Genomic DNA, 24,477 nt, shown 5'->3' with positions numbered 1-24,477 from the left:
TGGACGTCTGACGTCCACCGGGGCCCCTCCTCGACGCGGGCTATCGCGCGCCGGCGTGGTCGTCCATCATCCGGATGATCCTGATCTCCCGGATGAGGCCGGGGAACTCGCGCACGAGCAGGGCGAGCGCCAGCCCGCCGAGCAGTGCGCCCTGTGCGATGAGCACGTTTCTGGCCATGGCCATGGTGACGCTCCTTCCTGGTACCGGTTCGGCGGGGCTCAGCCCGGGGGGAGGTTGGGCATGGTGTCGGACACCGGGTCGTGCTTCCTCCACTGCACTCCGGTGGAGCGCCGGGAGTCGGCGGTGCCGTCCGGGTGGTGGCCCGGCTGGCTCTCGTAGGGGCCTTCGTTTCCCTCGTGGACGCCGGGCACGTGGGAGGTGGCGTCCGGCTTGGTGTCGGGCCTTCCGACGCGTATGCGACCCATGACGGTCTCCTTTCGCTGCGTCCGTCAGTCGTCCTCGGTGAGTTCCGTGAAGAAGCGCTCGACCTCGGGCCAGACCCGGCCGCCGCCGGACAGGCCGCGCCACTCCTGCCGCACCAGGGCGACCAGGCGGAAGCAGTCGTCGAGCGGGACGATCCAGTGGTGCTGCTGCCCGCGCACGGTGTTGACGAGCAGCGCCTGCACGCCGGGCTCCAGCGCGGCGAGTTCCGGGTGCTCCTCGCCCAGTCGCCGCCAGGCCGCGGCGTCGACCTCCGCCTGTGCCGGACCTGCCGGGCCGGGGAAGTGCGCCTCCACGCCGCCGTCGGCGTCCGGTACGAAGAACGCCAGCCCGACGGGCACGCCCAGAGACTCCGTGGACAGGGGAGCCAGCCGTACGCGGCGCCGTGGCACCAGCCGGAAATGCCCGTTGCTGGCCGCCTGCTGCTCGAAGAGCAGGGTGCAGGGCACGCAGACGCACAGCATCTCCCCGTGCGCGGTGTCCAGCATGTGCCGGTGGGTGGCGGCGACCGGGGCGCGGCACATGTCGCAGTGTTCGGCGGCGCGCGCCGCGCGCCGGGCCCCGGCGCCGCGCACGACCCGCGCGAGCGCGCCCGTGCTCATGTCCGCTCCCCGGCGGACACCGACGGCGGGCGGGCGACGGTCAGCGTGTCGAGGGGGACGAACGCCTGGCCGGAGCCGCCCTCGGCCGGTGCCCGCCGCACCTCGGTCAGCTCGGGCGCCACGCCCAGCACGGCCTCGCGCACCGCGTCCTCCAGCGTCCCCGCCGACGTCCCGCACCCCTTCGCCAGCAGACGTACGGTCGCCACCGTGCCGTCGACGCCGACGAGTTCGACGTCCCCGCCGTGCTCCTGCACGCCGGGCCGTACGCGTTCAAGGGCTGCGGCCACCCGCGCCTCCACGGGCTCCGGGTGGAGTTCGTGCAGCACCATCAGGTGGGCGAGTAGCTCGTCCGCGCCCATCCGGGCGCGCAGTTCCTCGCCGGCCAGGTCCAGGACGCGGGCCAGCGCCTCGCCGTAGATCTCGGCGAGCGTCTGCACGGCCTCGACGGCCGCCTCGGTCGTGGGGCCGGCGACGCCCTCGACGCGCCCCAGGAGGTCGTCGGCGCGCGCCAGACGCTCGCCGACAGCCGCGTCGTCGAGCCGGCCGACCGGTACGGCGGGCGGCACGGTGGGCGGCGCGCCCGTCGTACCGGCCGGGGGCGCGGTTCCGGAAGCGGCGCCACCGCCACAGCAGGCGTCACCCATGACCGGCCGTCCCGAAGTTCGGCGAGTGCACCTTCTTCAGCTCGTTGCCCTTGCCGAGGTACATGTGCACCCCACACGGCAGGCACGGGTCGAAGCTGCGCACGGTGCGCATGATGTCGACGCCCTTGAAGTTCTCCGGGCCGTTCTCCTCGAAGATGGGCTGGCCCTGCACGGCGTCCTCGTACGGGCCGGGGGTGCCGTAGCTGTCGCGCGGGCTGCCGTTCCACGGCGTCGGCGGGTACGGGTGGTAGTTCGCGATCTTCTTGTCCTTGATGACCAGGTGGTGGGAGAGGACGCCGCGCACCGCCTCGTGAAAGCCGCAGCCGATCGCCTCGTCCGGCACCTCGAAGTCGGTGAAGACGCGGGTCTCGCCCTCACGCACCAGCTGCAGGGCCTCCTCGACGAACTGCATCGCCATCGCCGCCGCGTAGGCGACGAAGTAGGACCGGGCCCTGCCGCGCTCCAGGGTGTTGCTCCACTGCGGGACCTTCCACTCCAGCGTCATTTCCGGCAGCGCGGCGCTCTTGGGGAGCGAGATCTGCACGCTCCGCCCGGTGGACTTCACGTAGCTGGCGTCCACCAGACCGGCCAGCGCGGTGGACCAGAGGCGGGCGATGGGACCGCCGCCGGTGTCGAGCGCCAGGTGGTCGCCGGACTGCTGGTCGTACCAGCGCGGGCTCATCACCCAGCTGTAGTTGCCGCCGAAGTCCCGCTTCTGCGGCATCGGGACGGTCGTCTGGTTCCACGGGTGGCGCATGTCGACCGGGTTGCCCAGCGGGTCGTGGGTGACGAACGGCTGCTCGTTCGTCCAGTCCTCGTAGAAGGAGCTGCCCAGCAGGATGCGCATGCCGAGGTTGATGTCGACGAGGTTGTTCGTGCGCAGCTCTCCGTCGACGACGATGCCCGGGGTGACGTACATCGCCTTGCCCCACTCGTTCATCGACGCGTAGCGGTAGTCGCAGACCCGGTGGTCCTGCCAGGCGCCCCAGCAGCCGAGCAGGATTCGGCGGCGGCCGACCTCCTCGTAGCCGGGCAGCGCCTCGTAGAAGAAGTCGAAGACGTCGTCGCACAGCGCCACGGACTTCTTCACGAAGTCCAGGATGCCGACCAGCCGGGTCAGGTAGTCGGTGAAGACGGTGGGCTCCGGCATCGTGCCGACGCCGCCCGGGTAGAGCGTCGACGGGTGCACGTGCCGCCCCTCCATGAGGCAGAACATCTCGCGCGTGACGCGGCTGACCTTCAGTGCCTCCTTGTAGACCGACCCCTCGAACGGGTTGAACGCGCGCATGATGTCGGCGATCGTCCGCATGCCGTGGATCTCGGCCTTGGGGGCGGGGGTGCGCTCGGCCTGGTCCAGGACGCCGGGGTTGGTCTGCTTGACCATCGCCTCGCAGTAGTCGGCGAAGAGCAGGTTGTCCTGGTAGATGGTGTGGTCGAAGATGTATTCGGCCGCCTCGCCGAGGTTGGTGATCAGCTCCGCCATCGGCGGTGGCTTGATGCCGTACGCCATCTGCTGCGCGTAGTTGGAGCAGGTGGTGTGGTTGTCGCCGCAGATGCCGCAGATGCGGCTGGTGATGAAGCCTGCGTCGCGCGGGTCCTTGCCCTTCATGAACACCGAGTAGCCGCGGAACAGCGACGAGGTGCTGTGGCACTCGGCGACCTCGCGGTTGGCGAAGTCGATCTTGGTGTAGATGCCGAGGTTCCCGACGATCCGGGTGATCGGGTCCCACGCCATGTCCACCATCTGCGAGGGCTGGCGCTCTCCGGTCCCGGCCCGGGATTCGGTTGCCGTCATGTCAGTTCCCATCTCGTTCGTCTGCGTCGCTGTGCGGAGGTGTGGGGAGGTGTGGGGAGGGTGCGGGCTGGTCGGTGCCGGCCCGCACCCGGGTCGGGCCGGTCGGTTCAGGCGCGCCAGTGCGGGTCGTAGCCGGTGGTCACCGCGTCCTCGTTGTGCCGCCACTTCGGTTCCTGGTTGACCACGGCGTTGGTGATGCCGCGCATCCGCCGGATGAAGGCGCCGTACGGCCGGATGAGGGCCGACGACAGGCCGCCGCCCGGAGGGGTGTCCATGAACGGCATGAACGCGTCCGGAAAGCCCGGCATGGTGCAGCCGATGCAGATGCCGCCGACGTTGGGGCAGCCGCCGATGCCGTTCATCCAGCCGCGCTTGGGCACGTTGCAGTTGACGACGGGGCCCCAGCAGCCGACCTTCACCTGGCACTTGGGCGAGTTGTAGTCCTTCGCGAAGTCGGCCTGCTCGTAGTAGGCGGCCCGGTCGCAGCCCTCGTGCACCGTCCTGCCGAACAGCCACTGCGGGCGCAGCATCTCGTCCAGCGGGGGCGGCGGCGCCGCGCCGGCCGCGTGGTAGAGGACCCAGGTCAGGGTCTCCATGAAGTTCTCCGGCTGGATCGGGCAGCCTGGCACGTTGACGATGGGCAGCCCGCCCGCGGAGCGGTAGTCCCAGCCCAGGTAGTCGGCGAGGCCCATGGCGCCGGTGGGGTTGCCCGCCATGGCGTGGATGCCGCCGTACGTGGCGCAGGTGCCCGCCGCCACGACCGCCCAGGCGTGCGGGCCCAGGTGGTCCAGCCACCAGTTGAGGGGGAGGGGCTCGCCGGTCGTCTCGTCGTTGCCGAACGATGTCCAGTAGCCGTCGCCCTCGATGATGTTCTGGTTCGGGATCGACCCCTCGATGACCAGGATGAACGGGTTGGCGGCCTCGCCGCGGGCCGCGGCCCGGAAGGGGGCGAGGTACTCCTCGCCGCCCATCGTCGGCGACAGCACCTTGTTGTGCAGGTTCACCTTGGGCAGCCCCGGGATGAGCCCCAGCACGACGTCCTCGATGGACGGCTGGCCGGACGCGGTCATCGACACGGTGTCGCCGTCGCAGCTCAGCCCCTCGGAGATCCACAGGATGTCGACTTCGTCGAAGCCCTTGCGCTCGGCCCCGCGGGACGCCTGCCCGTCGGTCTGGGTGGTGCCGCTGTCTATGGTCATGTCGTCGGCCTCCTTGGCAGCCGTGCGCGGGGTCGGTCGGTGGCGGTCACCGGGCCCGCCGGGTCAGTGGTCGGTGAGGTCGCAGGGGTCGAGGGAGGGGCGCAGCGAGCGGATCGTGCCGTGCAGCCGGGCGAAGACCTCCGGTGGCATGGCGTCCACCCGGTCGAGGATCTCGGCGGCGCGCCGGTCGGTCGCCCGGGCCTCGCGCTTCTCCTCGTCGGTGAGCAGCAGCGTGCGCAGCGAGAGGATCTCGTCGATCTCCGCCGCGTCGTGCAGGTCGCCGGGGCTCTCCGGGGCGACCTGCGGGTGGTCGGAGAGGATGATCGGCGAGGACAGCACCAGATCGTGGCTGCCCGGCTCGCCCGCGAGCACGGGGAAGGTGTGCTCGTTGCGGCAGCCGCGGGCGTACGACTCGGCCCACGCGGGCGGGTCGGCGAGCGACGTGAAGGCGAGGCCGTGGCCGCCGACGAGCGTGTGGGTGGCGATCAGCGCGTGGTGCAGCGCCTCCTCGCGGGGGGTGTCCGGGCCGACGGAGACGTCGGTGTTCGCGATGCGGATGCGCAGGCGGAAGGCGGGGCGGCCGGTGTCGAGACGTTCGGCGGACACAGTGGCCGTCGCCGCGAGGGGCCGCCTGCGGCGGACCAGCCTGCCGCTGCCGCCGGGCAGCTCCTCGGTCTCCTCGCCGCCGGGGGAGTGCACCGGGAAGCCGCGCCGGCGGCCGCCGGCGGCGAGGAGTTCCGCCAGCGGGACGGTCAGGTCGGTCTCGTGGGGCACCGCCTCGTCGAAGGGGAGGTACACCTCCCCGCCGGCCTCCAATTGGTCCACCGGAGTGAATGTGCCGTCCGGCTCGCGCCGCTCGACCTGCCGCTGCTGCAACTGCAGGTGGCGCACGCGGACGTGCACGATTGCGTCGTCGGCGGCCTCGCACAGGCACTCGGTCTGCTGCCGCCAGGATTCCGCGGAGCCGGCCAGCACCGGGGTGACGGGGCCGTCGGCCTCGATCCACCGGCGCGGCGCGAGCAGCCCGAACTGCCAGCGGACCCGGTTCTTGCCGGAGGAGCGGCGGTAGGGGTAGAGGAGGTAGCCCTCGTAGAGGACGGCGTCGGCGACCGCACTCGCCCGGTCGAAGCGCGGGCCGGGGTCCGCGACCGGCGTCGCGGGTGCCGTGCCGTCCGTGTCGTTCCGCATCGGGGCTCCGTTCCCTCTCCTCGGCGCCGACGGCGGCAGTGCGTCGGCCCCGGCGAACCTGCGGGACAACGTTCGCACGGTTCGTGGTGTTATGCGTGTTTTGTCGCTTTCGGGGCGCCCACTTGAGGACGTGGTGGGCGCGGCGGCACCCGTCCGGCGGTGCAGTCCGCCCCTCCTGTGCTGCCTGGTGTCATGTGTGGTGCCGCATGGTGTCGATCTGGCGCCTTGTGGTGTCACTTTGCATCGTCGAGCGGTGTGCGATTGCTTCTGGTGTCACTGTGACGCCAGTGGGCCTTTCTCCGTTTTCGCAGTTCAGGGCAGAGATGGGATCACTCCTTCGAGGTGGGCGCCGTAAAGGCTTGCGCATGGCGCCATTATGGTGTCATTATGGCGCCATGGATCTCACCCCGTATGTCGACACACTGCGCCGCGAACTCGCGGTAGCCGCCGAAGCCGGCGGGGAGGACGCCCGTGAGCTGGCCGACCGGCTCACCGCCCCGCTGGAGTCGGCGACGCGGCTGGCCATGCTCAACGTGCTCTCCGCCGCGATGGACGAGATCACCCGCGAGCTCGCCCCGGGGTCGGTGGACGTGCGGCTGCGCGGGCTCGATCCCGACTTCGTCGTCACGCCGCCGCCCGGCGGTCCCGACGCCGCGGAAGCGGCGGCCCGGCCCGTCGAGACGCTCAAGGCGCCCGCCCCCGCCGACGGCGACGACGGTGCCACCGCACGCGTCAACCTGCGTCTTCCGGCCCACCTCAAGGCGCGCGCCGAGGAGGCCGCGAGCGGCGAGGGGCTGTCGGTCAACGCGTGGCTGGTGCGGGCCGTCTCGGCTGCGGTCGACGGCGGCGCGCACCCGCGCCCCGCCGGAAGGACCCCCACGGTCGGCCAGAGCTTCACGGGCTGGGTGCGCTAGCCGCGCCCGCGCCCGCCCGCTTCCCTTCACATCACGTCCCACCTGCAGGGACGCTCCAAGGACTCATGAGGACGGTACCGCCATGCCTGATTTCGACACTCCCGAGCCGATTACGGCCACCCTCCATGTGGGGGCCGGCTCCCTCCGCGTCGCCGCAGCCGACCGCCCCGACACGCACGTCGAGGTGCGCCCCCGCGACCCGAAGCGGAACAAGGACGTACGGGCCGCCGAGCAGACCGAGGTCGGGTACGCGAACGGCGTCCTGACCGTCAGGACGAAGGAACGCCGCATGGTGGGCCCCAGCGGCGCCGTCGATGTGGCGGTCGAACTGCCCGCCGGCTCCCGCATCGACGTGACCGGCTCCTGGACCCAGGTGCTCGGCGAGGGCCGGCTCGGCGAGGTCCACGTGAAGATCTCGTCGGGCGACACCCGCCTCGGCACGACCGGCCCGCTCCGGCTCGTCACCTCCCACGGCTCGGTGCACGTCGACCGGGTCGAGGGGAGCGCCGACATCGCCACCAGCTTCGGCGGGGTGCGCGTCGGCACCGTCGACGGCCCCGCCGTACTGAAGAACTCGCACGGCGCCACGAGCGTCGGTGCCGCACTCGGCGACCTGCGGGTGCGTGGCGCACACGGCAACGTCGACGTCTCACGTGCCGAGGGGTCCGTGGCCGCGACGGTCGCCCACGGCACGCTGCGCCTCGCCGAAGTCGCCCGCGGCACCGTCTCGATGGAGAACTCGTACGGCGCCATCGAGGTGGGCGTCCGCGCCGGCACCGCCGCCTGGCTCGACGTCAGCTCCGAGCGCGGCCAGGTGCGCAACGGGCTCGCCGACTCCGGACCCCCGGAGGAGGCCGAGGACACCGTCAAGATCCTCGCCAGGACCCGCTGGGGCACGATCGACGTGCGCCGCGCCGGAGCCTGAGCGCCCCTCCCCGGGGCCCTTCCCGGGCCCCGGCCCGAGCGCCGGCCCCGCGTGCCGGGCACCCCCGGCCGCGCATCCCCTTCACCCCACCCTTCACCTCTGTCTTCGATCAGGAGGACTCCATGGCTTCATCTGTCATGCCCACGTCCAGGAGAGCGGGCGAGGCGGCGCCGCCCGCCGCCGTGTCCGCCGTCGGCCTGCGCAAGTCGTACGGCGACAAGACCGTGCTCGACGGCATCGACCTGCACATCCCGGCCGGAACGGTGTTCGCCCTGCTCGGGCCCAACGGCGCCGGCAAGACCACGACCGTGCAGATCCTCTCCACGCTCGTCGGCGCCGACGGCGGCCGGGCGCAGGTCGCGGGCCACGACATCGCCGCCTCGCCGGACGGGGTCCGTGCCGCCATCGGCGTCACCGGGCAGTTCGCCGCGCTCGACGACCTGCTCACCGCCGAGGAGAACCTGCTCCTGATGGCCGACCTGTTGCGCCTCGGCAAGCGCGAGGGCCGGACCCGGGCGCGGGCGCTGCTGGAGCGGTTCGGGATCGCGGACGTCGGCCACAAGCGGGCCGCGACCTTCTCCGGCGGTATGCGGCGGCGGCTCGACATCGCCATGACGCTCGTCGGCGACCCGCAGGTGATCTTCCTGGACGAGCCGACGACCGGTCTCGACCCGCGCAGCCGCCGCACCATGTGGGAGACGGTGCGCTCGCTGGTCGAGGGCGGCACCACCGTCTTCCTCACCACGCAGTACCTGGAGGAGGCCGACCAACTCGCCGACCGGATCGCCGTGCTCGACGGCGGCCGGATCATCGCCGAGGGCACCGCCGACGCACTCAAGGCGCAGATCCCCGGCAGTCACGTCCGGCTGACCTTCACCGGTCTCGCCGCCTACGAAAGCGCGGCGGCGGCCTTCCCCGAGGCGTCACGCGACGACGAGAACCTCGCCCTGCGCGTGGCGGGCGACGGCGGCCTCGACGCGCTGCGCGCGCTGCTCGACCGCCTCGACGCCGCCGGTGCCCGTGCGGCCGGCTTCTCCGTGCACACCCCCGACCTCGACGACGTCTTCCTCGCCCTGACCGGCGACGGAACCGCCGGTGCCGGCGTCCGCACCCCGCCGCTTCCCGCCAAGGAGACCCTGCGATGAGCACCCTCACCCACGCCGTCCACGACTCGACGACGATGCTGCGGCGCAATCTCAAGCATGCGATCCGCTATCCGGCCGTGGGCTTCGGCAGCGCCCTGACGCCGATCCTGATGCTGCTGCTGTTCGTGTACGCCTTCGGCGACTCGATCGGCGCCGGCATGGGCGGCGGCCGGGACGCCTACCTGGAGTACCTGACCCCCGGCATCATCATCATGGGCGTGGCCGCCGGCGCGATGTCCACCTCGATCGCAGTCTGCTCCGACATGACCGAGGGCATCATCAACCGCTTCCGCACCATGGCGATCACCCGCTCGTCGTTCATGACGGGGCACGTCGTGGGCAGCGTGCTCCAGACGATGGTGTGCCTCCTCCTGGTCGTGGCCGTCGCCTTCGCGCTCGGCTTCCGGTCGGACGCGAGTGCGCTGGAGTGGCTGGCCGCGGCCGGCCTTCTCGCGGCCATCGCGTTCGCGGTGACCTGGCTGTCGGCGGCGCTCGGACTGATCTCCAAGACGGTGGAGTCCGCGAGCAACAAGCCGCTGCTGGTCCAGTTCCTGCCGTTCCTGGGCTCGGCCTTCGTGCCGGCCGACTCGATGTCGCCGGGCCTGCGCTGGTTCGCCGAGCACCAGCCCTTCACGCCGATGACCGAGACGCTGCGCGGCCTGCTCTCCGGATCGGAGATCGGCTCTGCCGGCTGGATCTCGCTCGCCTGGTGCGCGGGCATCGCCCTGGTCGGCTACGTCTGGTCGCGGTCGCTGTTCAACAGCACCACCACGCGCTGACCGAGGGGGTGGCGGGCCCGGGAGGGCCGCCACCCCCTTCGTCACGCGAGGTCGCCGCGGAGAAGGCCGCTGCCCTCCGGCGCGTCGGCCGGGTCGTGGCCCGTGAGGGACACCTTGTTGTCCTCGTCCACGAACACCACGCTCGGCTTGAGGCCGCGGGCCTCCTCGTCGGACACCTGGGCGTACGAGATGATGATCACCAGGTCACCGGGGCTGATCAGCCGGGCCGCGGCACCGTTGATGCCGATCACGCCCGAATCCCGCGGGCCCTCGATCACATAGGTCGACAGGCGCGCGCCGTTGTCGACGTCGACGATGTCCACCTTCTCGCCCGGCAGCAGGTCGGCCGCCTCCATCAGATCGGAGCTGATGGTCAGCGAGCCGACGTAGTGCAGGTCGGCCTGGGTCACGGTGGCCCGATGGATCTTCGACTTCATCATGGTGCGGTACATGGGAGGGTCCTCACGTCCTGTGCCGGTCGGCGGCGCGCACGAAGCGCCCGTCGAGCCTAGTGCAGACGGGTGACCCGTCCGCGTTCCGGTGCAGGTGAGAAGCGTCTCCCGGTGCTCCTGCCGCCAGCCGGCGATCGGAGGGGGCGGGCCCTTTCGGGGTTCGGCGGAACAGGCGGTATCTTGATGTCGAGAAATGTTGCAGACGTGGAGCGGAGAGCACCCGGTGACTGACTCGACCATCATCTACACGCACACCGACGAGGCCCCGGCCCTGGCGACGTACTCGTTCCTGCCCGTGATCGAGGCCTACGCCTCGACCGCCGGGGTGCGGGTGGAGACCCGGGACATCTCGCTCGCGGGGCGCATCATCGCGCAGTTCCCCGAGCGCCTCGAGCCGGGTCAGCGCATCGACGACGCGCTCGCCGAACTGGGGGCGCTGGCCAGGACGCCGCAGGCCAACATCATCAAGCTGCCCAACATCTCGGCGTCGATCCCGCAGCTCAAGGCCGCGATCGCGGAGCTGCAGGAGCAGGGCTACGCGCTGCCCGCCTACCCGGACGACCCGAAGACCGATGAGGAGCGCGACATCCGCGCCCGCTACGACAAGGTCAAGGGCAGCGCCGTCAACCCCGTACTGCGCGAGGGTAACTCCGACCGCCGCGCCCCCGCGTCGGTCAAGAACTACGCCAAGGCCAACCCGCACCGCATGGGCGCCTGGAGCGCGGACTCGAAGACCAACGTCGCCCACATGACCGGCGATGACTTCCGCTCCACGGAGAAGTCCGCAGTCGTCGAGCGGGACGGCGCGCTGCGCATCGAGCTGCACGGCGACGACGGTGCGACCACCGTCCTCCGCGAGTCGGTGCCGGTCCTGGCCGGCGAGGTCGTGGACGCCTCCGTGATGCGCGTGGCCGTGCTCCGCGAGTTCCTCGCCCAGCAGGTCGCCCGCGCCAAGGCGGAGGGCGTGCTGTTCTCCGTGCACCTCAAGGCCACCATGATGAAGGTCTCCGACCCGATCATCTTCGGCCACGTCGTCCGCGCCTTCTTCCCGAAGACGTTCGCGGAGTACGGCGAGACCTTCGCTGCGGCCGGCCTCACGCCGAACGACGGCCTCGGCGGCATCTTCAAGGGCCTGGAGTCGCTGCCCGAGGGCGACAAGATCAAGGCGTCGTTCGAGGCCGAGCTGGCCGAGGGCCCCGACCTGGCCATGGTCGACTCGCACCGCGGCATCACCAACCTGCACGTGCCGAGCGACGTCATCATCGACGCCTCCATGCCGGCCATGATCCGTACCTCCGGCCACATGTGGAACGCCGACGACCAGGAGCAGGACGCCCTCGCGGTCATCCCGGACAGCAGCTACGCCGGCATCTACCAGGTCGTCATCGACGACTGCCGCGCCAACGGCGCCTTCGACCCCTCGACGATGGGCACGGTGCCCAACGTCGGCCTGATGGCGCAGAAGGCCGAGGAGTACGGCAGCCACGACAAGACCTTCGAGATCCCCTCGACCGGCACCGTGCGCGTGGTGGACGGGAACGGCGAGGCGGTCCTGGAGCAGACCGTCAGCGCGGGCGACATCTTCCGCATGTGCCAGACCAAGGACGAGCCGATCCGCGACTGGGTCAAGCTCGCCGTCACCCGCGCCCGCGCCACCGGCGACCCCGCCGTGTTCTGGCTCGACGAGAACCGCGAGCACGACGCCCGCCTCATCGAGAAGGTCCGCGCCTACCTGCCGGAGCACGACACCGACGGCCTGCGCATCGAGATCATGGCGCCGGCCGACGCCATGGCGTTCTCCCTGGAGCGCATCCGCCGCGGCGAGAACACCATCTCCGTCACCGGCAACGTGCTCCGCGACTACCTGACCGACCTCTTCCCCATCCTGGAGCTTGGCACCAGCGCCAAGATGCTGTCGGTGGTGCCGCTCATCAACGGCGGCGGCCTCTTCGAGACCGGAGCCGGCGGCTCCGCGCCGAAGCACGTGCAGCAGCTGGTCAAGGAGAACTACCTGCGCTGGGACAGCCTGGGCGAGTTCCTCGCCCTCGCCGTCAGCTTCGAGCACCTCGCGAAGACCACCGGCAACGCCCGTGCCCAGATCCTGGCCGACACCCTGGACCGTGCGACCGGCACCTTCCTCCAGGAGAACAAGTCGCCCAGCCGCCGCCTCGGCGGCATCGACAACCGCGGCAGCCACTTCTACCTGGCCCTCTACTGGGCCCAGGAGCTGGCGCGGCAGACCGACGACGCCGCGCTCGCGCAGGCGTTCGCCGACCTCGCCGAGACGCTGACCGCGCAGGAGCAGGCCATCGTCGACGAACTGGTCGCCGTCCAGGGCTCGCCCGCCGACATCGGCGGCTACTACCAGCCCCAGGTCGCCAAGGCCGACGCCGTGATGCGCCCGTCGAAGACCCTCAACCAGGCCCTCGCGGCGCTTTCCTGACGCCTTCTCAAGGCGCTCGCACGACGCCCTCCCGGACAGGCCCGGCGGTTTCCACCGCCGGGCCTGTCCCGTTCCCGCAACCCTGCGGGTCGTACATCCGGACGTGCTCCGTACGTGTGCGCGGGCGTGTGCGTCTACCACGAACGTCCGGGCCGCGAAGGCGCTTTCGCAGCGAAGTCCTTCGTTGTGGGGACACCTCTGCCACTCCTCCCGCCACCCGTCCCTCCACGTGACTAGCGTCCGGTACGGCCGATGCGCGCAGGTCGGCCCTCCTGCCCCGCACTCACGACCGAGGGACCGCGGAATGTCAGTGCCCGTCACGCCCCGCCCGCGCCGGAACAGTGCGAAACAGCGCATGTCACCGACCGTGCCACTCCTCCTCCTGGTGGTGGCCGCCGTCGTGGGAGGGGCGGTGACACTGGCCGCTCCCGGACCCGCCACGGGCTGGGTGCTGGCAGTCGTGGTGTGCGCCTGGCTGGGCCTCGCGGCGGCCACCGCGGCAGCCGTGACGCTGGTACGCCAGGAGCGCAGCGCGGCCGAGGCCGCCCGGCGCGAGGCGCGCGCCGCCGCCCGGCAGGCCGCCCAGCACGCCGCCGAGGCCGGACACCTGCTCCAGGTCACCGTTCCCGCCGTGCTGGACCGGCTCACCGAGGGTGGCCGCGCCGACGAGACCCTGGCCGCGACCCCGCAGCCGTCGGACCCGCAACTGCGCCGGCTGCTGCACACATTCGTCTCCGAGGTGGGCGCCGCCGAGGAGCGGGCGCTCTCCGCCACCGCCGCCGCGACCACCGCACGCGTGCGGCTCGAGCAGGCGGGCGGTGAGCTGGACCGCCTCACCGCCACCGTGCTCCCCACCGCACTGGCCGGCCTGCGCAACGGCGCGTCCGCCGACACCGTGCTGGCCGGTCTCGAGCGTCCGCAGGACGCCCGGCTGCGGGCCCTGCTGGAGTCGCTGGTACGGGAATTCGCCCGGAGCGAGCGGCGCGCGGCGGCCGCCCAGGGCGCCAGCGCCAAGGCGCTCAGCCGGGTGCAGGCCAAAGCGGTCGGCATGCTCGCCGACCTGCGCGAGATGCAGGACCGGCACGGAGAGGACGTCTTCGGTGACCTGCTCCGGCTCGACCACAACACCTCACAGCTCGGTCTGATGACCGACCGGCTCGCCCTCCTGATGGGCGGCCGCACCAGCCGCTCGTGGAACAAGCCCATCGGCATGGAGAGCATCCTGCGCGGTGCGATGGGGCGCATCGCGGCCTACCAGCGCGTGCGGCTGCACTGCTCCAGCACGGCGGCCATCGCCGGGTTCGCCGCCGAGGCGGTGATGCACCTGCTCGCCGAACTGATGGACAACGCCGCCAACTTCTCACCGCCCATCGACGAGGTGCACGTCTACGTCGAGGAGCGCAGTGCGGGCATCGTCGTCACCATCGAGGACAGCGGCCTCAAGATGGCCGACGCGGCGATGCGTCGCGCCGAGGAGGCGGTGTCGGGCCGGTGCAACGACCTGGCGCTGCTCCAGGGCACCCGGCTTGGCCTCGCCGTGGTGGGCCGGGTTGCCGCCAAGTACCACATGACCGTCAACTTCCGGCCCTCCTCGCGCGGCGGCACCGGAGTCGTGGTGCTGTTCCCGCCGCAGCTGCTCGCCCAGCGACGCACCGCGCTGCCCGAGCACTTCGGCTCCCAGCTCGCCCAGCACACCCCGCCGCACGGCACCCCGGCCGCGTCCGCCGACGCCGTGAGCACGCCGGGCACCCACCACACGCCGGACCCCCTCGGGCCGGACGACCCGGCACCCGGCACCCCGGAGACGCCCCCGGAGCGCGGTGGCGCGCCCGACCCGGTCCGTCCCGCGCCGCTGCCCGCCCAGGCGACCGGCCGCGAGGCCGAGTCCACCCCCGGCGGCCTGCCCGTCCGGTCCCCCGGTCGCACCATGGCCACGGCGGACCGGGAGCACTCCGAGCACCTGATGCGGCGGCGGGCCGCGTCCCCGGCACCGTCCTCCAGCGATACCCCTCGCCACGCCCGTGACGCGGGGACCGGCTTCGGCGCCTTCCACCGCGCACGCCGGGGCCAGCCGGACGCCTCCCCGACGAAGCCGGAGTAGCCCCGACGCGCACGCAGTCGACCCGGGGTCGTGTCCACGGCGACGTGGCCCCTCCCTGCCCGAGACACGACGAAGAAGGAGGCACGGGCTGGTGACCGGCTCCCCGGGCCTGTCCGCCCCCCACCCCACCATGCCGACCACTGACAACAGCCTCACCTGGCTCCTGGAGAACCTGCTCGAACGGACCCCCGGCACGCGCAACGCGCTGGTGCTCTCGCGGGACGGCCTCAAACTCTGCTGGAGTCGTCACCTCGCTCTCGACCAGGCCGACCAGCTGGCCGCCATCTGCTCGGGCATCCAGGCGCTCGCCCAGGGGGCGTCGGTGGAGTTCGGCAACGGCACCGGCGGCGTACGGCACTCGATGACCGAGTTCCACGGCGGTCTGCTGTTCATCGTGGAGGCGGGCGACGGCGCCCACCTCGCCGTCCTCGCCGACGACGGCGCGGACCCGGGCGTGGTAGGGCACCAGATGAGCGAGATGGTCGAGCAGATCGGCGAGCACCTGAGCGCCGAGCCCCGCATGCTCTCCCCGGAGGGCACCCGCTCGTGAGGGAACCCGTCGACACCGGCGAACCGGACCGGCTCTACACCCTGACGCAGGGGCGCTGCCGCGCGGACGACGACACCTTCGACCTGGTGACGCTGATCGTCAGCGAATGCGAGCCGACCCCGGGCATGCAGTCCGAGCACGTGCGCATCCTCGGCCTGTGCCGCCGGCCCATCGCGGTGGTCGAGATCGCCGCCGAGCTGAAGCTCCCGGTCACCGTCGTCCGCATCCTCCTCGGAGACCTGCTGGCGACCAGCAGGATCACCGCCCGCCGCCCGCCCGTCACCCGGGCCGTCGCCTCCCAGCCCGACTCCGCACTCCTGATGGAGGTGCTCAATGGACTCCGCAACCTCTGACCTGGGCGCCGAACTCACCTCGGACGCCGTCCCGGACGCGGCGGGCCCTGGCGGCGGCCCCGTCCTCCCCGCGGCCCGTTCGGACCGCACGCCGCTGGCGCACGGCGCCGAGACCGGCCTCAAGATCGTCGTCGTGGGCGGCTTCGGAGTGGGGAAGACCACGCTCGTGCGCGCGGTCAGCGAGATCCGCCCGCTCAACACCGAGGAGCTGATGACGCAGGCCGGCGTCGGTGTCGACGAGACCACGGGGGTGGCGGGGAAGACCACCACCACCGTCGCCTTCGACTTCGGGCGCATCACGCTCAACGAGCGGATGGTGCTCTACCTCTTCGGCGCCCCCGGGCAGGAGCGGTTCTGGTTCCTCTGGGACCGCCTGTTCGCCGGCACCCTGGGTGCCGTGGTGCTGGTCGACACCCGTCGGATGAGCGAGTCCTGGTATGCCATCGACCGGCTGGAACACCACCGCACGCCGTTCGTCGTGGCGGTCAACCGCTTCGACGACGACACCTCCGCGTTCTCCCTCGCCGAGATCCGGCAGGCCCTCGCACTCCCCGACCACGTGCTGCTGGTCGACTGCGACGCGCGCGTGCGGTCCTCCGGCAAGCACGTCCTGATCACCCTCGTCAACCACCTGTACGACATGGCCCTGGCACGGGAGACGACCTCATGACCGACCTGACCGGTGCCGCCGCCGAGACCGACGCCCTCGGCGCCGACCCGTCCGCCGCCCACCACCGCACCCTCACCGCCACCGCAGGCGGGAAGAGCGGCGCCGTGCCGCCGCCCGGCTGTCCCGCGCACGGCACCGCGGTGCGCCTGAGCGGCCTGGAGTACCAGCAGACGCCGTCCGAGCTGTACCGCAGCCTGCGGCGGGAACACGGCCCGATCGCCCCGGTCCTGCTGGACGGCGACATCCCGGCGTGGCTGGTCCTCGGCTATCCCGAGGTCAGCTACGTCACCCAGCACGACGAGCTGTTCGCCCGCGACTCGCGCCGCTGGAACCAGTGGGAGAACATTCCGCCGGACTGGCCGCTCATGCCGTACGTCGGCTACCAGCCGTCCGTGCTCTTCGCCGAGGGCGCCGAGCACCAGCGGCGGGCCGGGGTCATCACCCAGGCGCTGGAGGCGGTCGACCAGTTCGAACTCGGCCACGACTGCCGGGTCATCGCTGACCGGCTGATCGACGGCTTCTCCGGCAGCGGTGTCGCCGAACTGATGAACTCCTACGCCCACCAGGTGCCGATGCGCGCCGCCGTCCAGATGTGCGGCATGCCCGCGGGCGCCGCCGACACCGAGGAACTCGTCACCGACCTGCGGATCTCGCTCGACGCCGCCGAGGGGGACGACCCGGTCGCGGCGTACGGACGCGTGGGCGAGCGCATCGCGCAACTCGTGGCCGACAAGCGGCGCAGCCCCGGGCCGGACGTCACCTCGCGGATGCTGCTGCACCCGGCGGGCCTGACCGACGTGGAGATCGTGCAGGACCTGATCTCCGTCATCGCCGCCGCGCAGCAGCCCACCGCGAACTGGATCTGCAACACCCTGCGGCTGCTCCTCACCGACAACCGGTTCGCGGTGAACGTGTCCGGCGGACGCGTCAGCGTCGGGCAGGCGCTCAACGAGGTGCTGTGGCTGGACACCCCCACCCAGAACTTCATCGGGCGCTGGGCCGTACGCGACACGCAGCTCGGCGGGCGTCTGATCCGGGCCGGAGACTGCCTCGTGCTGGGCCTGGCCGCGGCCAACACGGACCCGCAGATCTGGCCGGAAGCGCACGTCGGCGCGGAGAACTCGGCACACCTGTCCTTCAGCAACGGCGAGCACCGCTGCCCCTACCCCGCCCCGCTGCTGGCGGACGTCATCGCCCGCACCGCCGTGGAGACGCTGCTGGAGCGGATGCCCGACGTGGTGCTGGACGTGGAGCCGTCCGAGCTGACCTGGCGGCCGTCCATCTGGATGCGCGGGCTCACGGCGCTGCCCGTGCGCTTCACCCCGGCGGCCCAGTGATGGCGGGGGCCGCCGTGCAAGCCGCCGGGGGAGCGTGCGACCTCAGGCCGCGACGGGCGTGAACGTCACCGGCAACGACTTCGGGCCGCGCGTGAACACCCCCTGCTCCACGGGGTCGAAGCCGTCCGCGAGGCGCACGTCCGGCATGGCGTCGAGTAGCTGGCCGACTCCAATCTCCACCTCGGCCTTTGCGAGCAGTGCGCCGACGCAGAAGTGCCGGCCCAGGGCGAACGCCAGGTGGTCGGCGGCGGCGGAGAACGCGTTGCCGGTGGAAAGGTCGTCGCGGTGGATGTCGAAGCGGTCCGGGTCGCGGTACCGCGCCTCGTCGCGGTTGGCGGCGCCGATCAGGCACGTGACGGTCGCCCCGGCGGGTATCGTGCCGCCGCTGAGCGCCACATCCGTCGCGGACTGGCGCATGATCATGTGCACCGGCGGCGTGTAGCGCAGCGTCTCCGCGAACGCCTTCGGGATCAGGCTTCTGTCCGCACGGACGGCGGCCAGCTGCTCCGGGTGCGTCAGCAGGTTGGCGAAGATTCCGGCGATGGCCTTGTCCGTCGTCTCGCCGCCGGCCGCCAGCAGCAGGCTGCAGAACGCTTTGATGTCCTCGTCGCTCATGCGCACCCCGTCCACCTCGGCGACGCACAGCTTGGACAGCAGGTCGTCGCCCGGGTTCCGGCGCCGCTCGCGGATGATCGGGAACATGTACTCGGCGAATTCGACGCGGGTCCGCTCCCCCCGCGCGGCGACCTCCGGGTCCCCGGACAGGTTGCCCAGGAAGTCGATGACCGCGGTGTACCAGCGGTGGAACCGGTCGTGGTCGGCCTTGTCCAGGCCGAGCATGTCCGCGATCACGTTGACCGGGAAGCGGGTGGCGTACGCATCGACGAGGTCCACCGCGCCGCGGTCGCGAAAGCCGTCGACCAGTTCCCGGGAGTTCCGCTCGATGACGGGGAGGAAGTGCTCCTCCAGGTCCCGCCCGCGGAAGGCCGGCGCGACCAGGGCCCGGCGTACGGCGTGCTCACGGCCGCTGAGCTGGAGGATCGTACGGCCGTGCACCGGCTCGACCTGCCAGGTGTAGTTGTCCGTCGTGAACGCGCCCTCGCGGTCCTTGAAGACCCGCTCGACGTCCTGGTAGCGGGAGACGAGGTAGCTCTGCGTCGGCTCGTGCCAGATGAGAGGAGCGCTCTCCCGCATCACCCGGTAGGCGGAGTAGGGGTCCGCCGCGAACTGCGGCGAGAGAATGTCGGGCACCTGCTGAACGGTCGCCATGTCGCCCCCTCGTGTGAACGATTCGTGCATACAAGGCTATTGATCCGGCGTCAGAGGGGACACCGGTGCGCCCGCCCGGTTCGAAGGTGGCCGAAACCGACCGTTCCCGGCACGTCTCGCAGGGGTGTCAGGCGGAGACGGCGAGGCACGCGTTGTGGCCGCCGAAGCCGAAGGAGTTGCTGAGCGCGACGACCTCGCCGGCGGGCAGGGCGCGGCTGCCGCCCGCCGTGACGTCCAGGTCGATCTCGCCGTCCTGGTTCCCGGCGTTGAGGGTGGGCGGGGCCAGCCGGTGGTGCAGGGCGAGCAGGGTCGCGACGGCCTCCACGCCGCCGGAACCGCCCTGGAGGTGGCCGATCATCGACTTCGTCGCCGTGACCGCCACGTCGTCGGTGTGCCGTCCGAGTGCGCGGCGCAGTGCCCGCGCCTCGGCAAGATCACCCGCCGGGGTGGACGTGGCGTGCGCGTTGACGTGCGCCACGTCCGCCGGTGCGACCCCGGCGTCCGCGAGGGCGCGTTCCATGGCCTTGGCCGCGCCCCTCCCCTCGGGCTCCGGCTGCGCGATGCGGTGGCCGTCGACCGACATCCCGGCGCCGAGCACCCGCCCGTAGACGCGGGCGCCCCGCGCCCGGGCATGCCGTTCGGACTCCAGGACGACGATGCCGGCGCCCTCGCCGAGCAGGAAGCCGTCACGGTCCTTGGCGAAGGGCCGCGACGCCTGCTCCGGCGCGTCGTTGCGCCGGGACAGCGCGCGCATCGAGGCGAAACCGCCGAGGACGAAGGGATGGACGGGCGCCTCGGTGCCGCCGGCGATGACCACGTCCGCCCGGCCGAGCCGGATCATGTCGGCGCCGACCGCGATCGCCTCGGTGCCGGACGCGCACGCGCTCGCGGGGGAGTGCGCGCTGGCCTGGGCGCCGTAGTCGAGGGCTATCCGGGCCGCCGAACCGCTCGGGAGGAGGGCGGGAACGGCGAACGGGGACATGTGGCGCCACCCTTTGCGGAGCAGGGCGTCGTACGCGGACAGCATGGTCTGCAGGCCGATGATCGACGAGACCGAGACGGCCAGTCGCTCGCGGTCCACCGTCGTGTCACCGGCCAGCCCCGCGTCGGCCCAGGCCTCGTCGGTGGCGACCAGGGCGAGCTGGGTGGCCCGGTCCATGCGGCGGGCCTGCGCGGGCGGGAAGTGGGACGGCAGGTCGACGGCGGCGGGCGCGGCGATGCGTACGGGGAGGTCCTCCGCCCACGGTTCGGTGAGTGTGCGGGCACCGGAGCGCCCGTCCAGCATCCCCTGCCAGGTGGTCGGCACGTCCGCCCCCAGCGGCGTCACCGCCCCCATCCCGGTCACCACTACACCGGGTCTGTCCGCGTATCTGCTCACGTCGATCAACAACCGCTCGCTCGTACACCGTTCGACCGGCTGTGACCATAACAGGACAGGGTGCAATTCAGATCAAAAGCTTGCGAGAATGTGCCTAACGTCACTGATCGTCAGCTAATGCCGCAACAGGTGTTAAGGGTGATCAACGCGGCCACTGGCTGCGGCGCGACGCACGCCGGGCCCCGGCGTCGGCCGTTCAGTCGGAGGCCTCGGTGGCTCCCCAGGCCCGGGCGGCCGACTGTCGCCGCAGCCGCTCCAGGACCTCCGCCTGTCGTTCTGCGCGGTGGAGCAAACGGTATAGATCATCAGATTTCAGGCGGTGTTCGTCTGCGGCGAGATCGGCCAGCGTCCGCCAGGCGGCAGCCTTCCCCTCCACGCCCAGGCGCATCGCCTCCACGTCGATCAGGTCGCTCAGCGGCGAGCGGCGGATCAGCCGACCGTTGGGCTTGATACGCACCGCACGCTCTCCCGCCCAGCCGGCGACGATGCGCAGCCGCTGTCGCGGCAGGCCCAGATCGGACATGATCCGCTGCAGTGACCGGCGGTCCTGGGCGACCTCCCGGGCGAGCTCGCCCAGTTCGCGGCCGATCGCGTCGTCGCGGTGCCTCCGGGCCGCGCGGCGCAGGAGCTGCGTGCCGGCGGTGGCTCCGGCCAGGTGGTCGTTGAGATATACCGCCAGTAGTGACCTACGAGACGACTCCATCGGGCGCCCTCCGGTTCGGGTCCGCCGCGGGCGGCGGACGGTCCGGGGCGGAGCCGGTCCGGCTCCTGTGGTCGATCCGGTCGCCCCCGGTCGCCCGTCGGCCCGGGAGGGGCCGCCGCCGTCCGGGGTACGCGCGGCGCACCCGGGTACCCGCTCACGCATATCCCACCCCTACGCGCGGAAGGGGCGGGAGCGGCCCGGAGGGCGGGCCGGAGCCGACGGAGCAGGAGGCACCCGATGAGCGGCGCGGACGACGGCGACAGGACCGGCAACACCGAGTACGGTCGGCGGACCTTCAAGCGGTCCAGGAGCCACTTCGCCGACCGCATCACCGCGGACGGCCGGGACGGCTGGCCGGTCGAGGCCGGCCGCTACCGCCTGGTGGTGAGCCGCGCCTGTCCGTGGGCCGCCCGCGCGCTGGTCGTGCGGCGCCTGCTGGGGCTGGAGGACTCCCTCTCGCTCGCCGTGGCCGACCCGATCCAGGACGACCGGAGCTGGCGTTTCACCCTCGATCCGGACGGCCTCGACCCGGTGCTCGGCATCCACCTGCTCAGGGACGCCTACGACGCGCGGGAGACCGGCTATCCCGGCGGCGTCAGTGTCCCCGCAGTCGTGGACGTGCCCAGCGGCAAGCTGGTGACCAACGACTACCAGCAGCTCACCCTGGACCTCTCCACCGAGTGGACCGCCCTCCACCGCCCCGGCGCCCCCGACCTCTACCCCAAGGCGCACCGCGACGAGATCGACGAGGTGATGCAGGGCGTCTACCGGGACCTCAACAACGGCGTGTACCGTGCCGGCTTCGCGGTCGGGCAACAGGAGTACGAAGAGGCGTACGGGGACGTCTTCCGCCGCCTGGACCAGCTCTCGCAGCGGCTCGCCGATCGCCGCTATCTCGTCGGCGACACCCTCACCGAGGCCGACATCCGCCTCTTCACCACGCTGGTCCGCTTCGACGCCGTCTACCACGGGCACTTCAAGTGCAACCGTTCCAAGATCGCCGAGGACCCGGTGCTCTGGGCGTATCTGCGTGACCTCTACCAGACGCCCGGCTTCGGCGACACGGTGGACTTCTCGGACATCAAGCGCCACTACTACCTGGTGCACACGGGCATCAACCCGACCGGCGTCGTCCCCGCCGGGCCGGACCTTTCACTCCTCCACACCCCGCACCACCGGGAGCAGCTCGGCGGCCGCCCCTTCGGGGACGGCACCCCGCCGGGCCCGCCCCCGCCCGGGGAGACCGTCCCCGTCGCCCACCGGCCTCCGGGCCGTGGGTCCTGAGACCGCCGCCCGACGGCTCGCCCACCCCGAGCCGTATCACCCGTATCACCCGTGTCCGCCGTGTCCGCCGTCGAGGTTTACGGCTGTTTCATCCCCCGATAGGGGGAAGAGGGAGGAGACGGAACGGTTCGGCACGTCCTGCTGGTTCTAGCGTCGACGCATGGACGTTTCGCCGACCCCCGTCGTCTCCGAGCTGCGGCTCTCCGCCTTCCGTGCGCACCGGGGCAGAGTGCTGCCGCTGCAGGCGTTCACGCTGCTGACGGGGCCCAGCGGTTCCGGCAAGTCCAGTGTGCTGGAGGCGTTCCACGCGCTCGGACGGCTCGCTCACGGTGACGGTCTGAGCGAAGTGTTCGGCGACCGGATCGGCGGCGCCTCGTCGTGCGTGCCGTTCGCCGCCCGCCCCGACGGGCAGGGCCGGCGCGGGTTCCGTCTGGGCTGCACCGTCGACGGCCCGGCCGGCCCCGTGCGGCTCGACCTGGCGGTGCAGGCGGAACCCGAACTGCGCGTGGCGGGCGAACGGCTGGTCGCCGCCGACGGGCGGACGCTGCTGTCCACGGCGCAGCGTGACCCGGGCCGCCCCAGTGTGCAGGCCGAGTGGCACACTGCGGGCAGCAAGGTGGTCAGGGCGCCGCTGCCCGACGACCGCCTGGCGACCGCGCTGCTGCCGTTGCGGGTGGCGGGTACGACCGAGGGGGAGCGGGAGGTGCTGGCCGCCGTCGAACAGGTCGTCGTGGCGCTGCGTTCGGTCTTCCCCTGCGATCCCGCGCCGGAGGCCATGCGGGCGCCCGCCGACCTCGCCGACGGCATGCTCCGTTCCGGCTGCGACAACCTCGCCGCGGTGCTCAGGCGCACCCGCAGCGAGTGTGCGGCCCGGCACGCCGCGCTGGTGGAAGTCGTGCGGGCCGGCTGTGCGGGGCCGGTGGACGGGCTGACCGCGGTCGCCTGTGATGGCGGCCGGGTGCGGGCGCTCCTGGAGCGCGGCGGAAGCGCGGAGCCGATGCCGGTCGACCGGCTCGGTGACGGCGAACTGCGCTACCTCGGTCTGGCGCTGGTGCTGCTGACCGGGCCGGGGGTGCTGAACGTCGATCCGGTGGAGGGCATGCTGCCCGCCCGGCAGGCGCTCGCGGTGCTCGCGGACGGCCTGGACCGCGGGCTGGACCGGCGGCAGTCGGCGGAACTCCTCGCTCTCACGTCGCGCATGTGCCGGCGCGGGCGCATCCGGCTGCTGGGCACCCTGCACGAGGCGCCGGACGCCGTGCAGGTGCCGGAGGCGACCCTGGTAGACCTGGGGCGTGAACGCATTCCCGCACAGCTCCCCCGGGCCTGACGACGATGTGCCAGCCGCCCGCAGCCTGCCCGTACTCCAGCGTCGGCTCGCCCAGTTCGCCGAGGTCCGCGATTGGGGCCGCTACCACACGCCGAAGAACCTGGCCGCCGCGCTGAGTGTGGAGGCCGGCGAACTGGTGGAGATCTTCCAGTGGCTCACGCCGGAGGAGTCGGCGGGGGTGATGGCGGACCAGCGGTCCGCCGCGCGCGTCGAGGACGAGGTCGCCGATGTCCTGGCGTATCTCCTCCAGTTCTGCGAGGTGCTGGGCGTGGACGCGCTGGCCGCACTCGAAGCCAAGATCGCGCGGAACGAGGAGCGTTTCCCGGCACCCGGAAACGGTGACTCTATGGAGTGAGGGAGTTATGCGCAGTGGTGAAGTTGTCCATATTTCTCCCCAACTTTCCGAGGTAGAAGGTCGATCGGTGTCACCGTGGGTGAGAACCGTGTGGAGGGGGAAGGCGATGGAAGCAGTCGGACTCATTGAGGAGACGCGGCAGGCGCTCGCGCGCAGCGCCGCCGCAGCAGGCACCTCGGGCGTGGCGGACGTGATCGCGGAGGTCTGGCAGGTGCAGGCGCTGGTGGAGGCGGTCGGGTCGCACCTGGCCATCACCGGCCCGCCGGCCGTCCGGGCGGAAGCCGTGTCGCTCAGTGAGGCGGGCATGCGCGGCTGCGTCACGCTGAGGCACGACGGGCAGGGCGCTGAGGGGGTCCGTGCCGCGCGCCTGACCAGGATGGACGACGTGCACGCGGCGCTCGGTGCGCTGGCGGTGCTGCTGGGCGGATCGGTCACCGCGCTGGTCGGCGTCTGCGTCTCGGCGGAGGAGGAGGGGCTGTACTGGCAGTGCGTCGAGGCCATCGACGCCGCAGACGTGTCCGCGGACCGCGTGACGGGCATACTTCGCGGGCTGGCCCTCCCGGAAAGGGGCCCGGCCGCCTGAGGAACCCTCCCCCCGGAGCGCGGTGCGGCCGTGCAGGAT

The 24,477-nt window shown here is 72.0% G+C and carries 25 protein-coding genes; 14 read left to right on the top strand and 11 right to left on the bottom strand.

The window, feature by feature from the left end:
• Positions 1-40: 40 nt before the first annotated feature.
• The 7 genes from E4198_RS24780 to E4198_RS03995 all read right to left on the bottom strand — a co-directional run bounded on the left by E4198_RS24780 (position 41) and on the right by E4198_RS03995 (position 5,870).
• Positions 41-184: a hypothetical protein gene (locus E4198_RS24780; RefSeq protein WP_168711332.1), complete on the bottom strand. Its 144-nt coding sequence runs from the start codon at positions 182-184 to the stop codon at positions 41-43.
• Positions 185-219: 35 nt separating this feature from the next.
• On the bottom strand, positions 220-426 hold the full coding sequence (locus E4198_RS04020; RefSeq protein WP_136181934.1) for a hypothetical protein: 207 nt from the start codon (positions 424-426) through the stop codon (positions 220-222).
• Between the two features lie 24 nt (positions 427-450).
• Positions 451-1,044: a DUF5947 family protein gene (locus E4198_RS04015; RefSeq protein WP_136181933.1), complete on the bottom strand. Its 594-nt coding sequence runs from the start codon at positions 1,042-1,044 to the stop codon at positions 451-453.
• Complete coding sequence (locus tag E4198_RS04010; protein ID WP_136181932.1) at positions 1,041-1,688, bottom strand: NifU family protein; 648 nt, start codon at positions 1,686-1,688, stop codon at positions 1,041-1,043. Before E4198_RS04010 ends, E4198_RS04015 begins: the two co-directional genes overlap by 4 nt.
• Positions 1,681-3,483, bottom strand: coding sequence for a nickel-dependent hydrogenase large subunit (locus tag E4198_RS04005; protein WP_136181931.1), 1,803 nt, complete (start codon positions 3,481-3,483; stop codon positions 1,681-1,683). Before E4198_RS04005 ends, E4198_RS04010 begins: the two co-directional genes overlap by 8 nt.
• 107 nt (positions 3,484-3,590) lie before the next feature.
• Positions 3,591-4,682, bottom strand: coding sequence for a hydrogenase expression protein HypE (locus E4198_RS04000; RefSeq protein WP_136181930.1), 1,092 nt, complete (start codon positions 4,680-4,682; stop codon positions 3,591-3,593).
• Positions 4,683-4,745: 63 nt separating this feature from the next.
• Entirely contained in the window at positions 4,746-5,870 is a 1,125-nt protein-coding gene (locus E4198_RS03995) for a hypothetical protein (RefSeq protein ID WP_136181929.1), read from the bottom strand.
• A gap of 395 nt (positions 5,871-6,265) precedes the next feature.
• Between E4198_RS03995 and E4198_RS03990 the strand changes: the two genes are divergently transcribed.
• The 4 genes from E4198_RS03990 to E4198_RS03975 all read left to right on the top strand — a co-directional run bounded on the left by E4198_RS03990 (position 6,266) and on the right by E4198_RS03975 (position 9,633).
• Positions 6,266-6,784, top strand: coding sequence for a hypothetical protein (locus tag E4198_RS03990; RefSeq protein WP_136181928.1), 519 nt, complete (start codon positions 6,266-6,268; stop codon positions 6,782-6,784).
• 82 nt (positions 6,785-6,866) lie between these two features.
• Positions 6,867-7,709, top strand: a complete 843-nt coding sequence (locus E4198_RS03985) for a DUF4097 family beta strand repeat-containing protein (RefSeq protein ID WP_136181927.1) — start codon at positions 6,867-6,869, stop codon at positions 7,707-7,709.
• A gap of 137 nt (positions 7,710-7,846) precedes the next feature.
• Positions 7,847-8,854, top strand: a complete 1,008-nt coding sequence (locus E4198_RS03980; RefSeq protein WP_136185178.1) for an ATP-binding cassette domain-containing protein — start codon at positions 7,847-7,849, stop codon at positions 8,852-8,854.
• Positions 8,851-9,633 (top strand): ABC transporter permease, encoded by a 783-nt coding sequence (locus E4198_RS03975; protein ID WP_136181926.1) that lies wholly within the window; start codon positions 8,851-8,853, stop codon positions 9,631-9,633. The genes E4198_RS03980 and E4198_RS03975 overlap by 4 nt, the downstream gene beginning before the upstream one ends.
• A gap of 41 nt (positions 9,634-9,674) precedes the next feature.
• Here the strand turns inward: E4198_RS03975 and panD are convergent, their stop codons facing one another.
• Positions 9,675-10,085, bottom strand: a complete 411-nt coding sequence (panD, locus tag E4198_RS03970; RefSeq protein ID WP_136181925.1) for an aspartate 1-decarboxylase — start codon at positions 10,083-10,085, stop codon at positions 9,675-9,677.
• 223 nt (positions 10,086-10,308) lie between these two features.
• Here panD and E4198_RS03965 point away from each other — a divergent pair, with 223 nt between their 5' ends.
• The 6 genes from E4198_RS03965 (at position 10,309) to E4198_RS03940 (ending at position 17,539) form a co-directional block, all read left to right on the top strand.
• On the top strand, positions 10,309-12,528 hold the full coding sequence (locus tag E4198_RS03965; protein ID WP_136181924.1) for an NADP-dependent isocitrate dehydrogenase: 2,220 nt from the start codon (positions 10,309-10,311) through the stop codon (positions 12,526-12,528).
• A gap of 355 nt (positions 12,529-12,883) precedes the next feature.
• Positions 12,884-14,629, top strand: a complete 1,746-nt coding sequence (locus E4198_RS03960) for an ATP-binding protein (protein ID WP_247597548.1) — start codon at positions 12,884-12,886, stop codon at positions 14,627-14,629.
• Positions 14,630-14,759: 130 nt separating this feature from the next.
• Positions 14,760-15,179, top strand: coding sequence for a roadblock/LC7 domain-containing protein (locus E4198_RS03955; protein ID WP_168711504.1), 420 nt, complete (start codon positions 14,760-14,762; stop codon positions 15,177-15,179).
• Positions 15,176-15,532, top strand: coding sequence for a DUF742 domain-containing protein (locus tag E4198_RS03950; RefSeq protein WP_136181921.1), 357 nt, complete (start codon positions 15,176-15,178; stop codon positions 15,530-15,532). Before E4198_RS03955 ends, E4198_RS03950 begins: the two co-directional genes overlap by 4 nt.
• Positions 15,513-16,202, top strand: coding sequence for an ATP/GTP-binding protein (locus E4198_RS03945; protein WP_136181920.1), 690 nt, complete (start codon positions 15,513-15,515; stop codon positions 16,200-16,202). Before E4198_RS03950 ends, E4198_RS03945 begins: the two co-directional genes overlap by 20 nt.
• Positions 16,199-17,539: a cytochrome P450 gene (locus E4198_RS03940; RefSeq protein ID WP_247597547.1), complete on the top strand. Its 1,341-nt coding sequence runs from the start codon at positions 16,199-16,201 to the stop codon at positions 17,537-17,539. Before E4198_RS03945 ends, E4198_RS03940 begins: the two co-directional genes overlap by 4 nt.
• A 42-nt stretch (positions 17,540-17,581) precedes the next feature.
• On the opposite strand, the gene E4198_RS03935 is transcribed toward E4198_RS03940, so the two are convergent.
• The 3 genes from E4198_RS03935 to E4198_RS03925 all read right to left on the bottom strand — a co-directional run bounded on the left by E4198_RS03935 (position 17,582) and on the right by E4198_RS03925 (position 20,889).
• The gene (locus tag E4198_RS03935) at positions 17,582-18,808 is read right to left on the bottom strand and encodes a cytochrome P450 (protein WP_136181919.1); all 1,227 of its coding nucleotides are present in this window, start codon (positions 18,806-18,808) and stop codon (positions 17,582-17,584) included.
• Positions 18,809-18,935: 127 nt separating this feature from the next.
• Positions 18,936-20,186 carry a beta-ketoacyl-[acyl-carrier-protein] synthase family protein gene (locus E4198_RS03930; RefSeq protein ID WP_281727957.1) on the bottom strand — a complete coding sequence of 417 codons (1,251 nt, stop codon included), beginning with the start codon at positions 20,184-20,186 and terminating at the stop codon, positions 18,936-18,938.
• Positions 20,187-20,382: 196 nt separating this feature from the next.
• On the bottom strand, positions 20,383-20,889 hold the full coding sequence (locus E4198_RS03925; protein ID WP_136181918.1) for a hypothetical protein: 507 nt from the start codon (positions 20,887-20,889) through the stop codon (positions 20,383-20,385).
• Positions 20,890-21,126: 237 nt separating this feature from the next.
• Between E4198_RS03925 and E4198_RS03920 the strand changes: the two genes are divergently transcribed.
• The 4 genes from E4198_RS03920 (at position 21,127) to E4198_RS03905 (ending at position 24,438) form a co-directional block, all read left to right on the top strand.
• Positions 21,127-22,173: a glutathione S-transferase C-terminal domain-containing protein gene (locus tag E4198_RS03920; RefSeq protein ID WP_136181917.1), complete on the top strand. Its 1,047-nt coding sequence runs from the start codon at positions 21,127-21,129 to the stop codon at positions 22,171-22,173.
• 160 nt (positions 22,174-22,333) lie between these two features.
• Positions 22,334-23,500 carry an ATP-binding protein gene (locus E4198_RS03915; RefSeq protein WP_136181916.1) on the top strand — a complete coding sequence of 389 codons (1,167 nt, stop codon included), beginning with the start codon at positions 22,334-22,336 and terminating at the stop codon, positions 23,498-23,500.
• A 7-nt stretch (positions 23,501-23,507) separates the two neighbouring features.
• Positions 23,508-23,855, top strand: coding sequence for a nucleotide pyrophosphohydrolase (locus E4198_RS03910; protein WP_247597853.1), 348 nt, complete (start codon positions 23,508-23,510; stop codon positions 23,853-23,855).
• Between the two features lie 106 nt (positions 23,856-23,961).
• Positions 23,962-24,438 (top strand): DUF6099 family protein, encoded by a 477-nt coding sequence (locus E4198_RS03905; protein WP_136181915.1) that lies wholly within the window; start codon positions 23,962-23,964, stop codon positions 24,436-24,438.
• Positions 24,439-24,477 lie beyond the last annotated feature (39 nt).

It is taken from the genome of Streptomyces sp. RKND-216, from assembly GCF_004795255.1.
Taxonomy (GTDB): domain Bacteria; phylum Actinomycetota; class Actinomycetes; order Streptomycetales; family Streptomycetaceae; genus Streptomyces; species Streptomyces hazeniae.
This window is presented reverse-complemented; position numbering and strand designations above follow the sequence as displayed.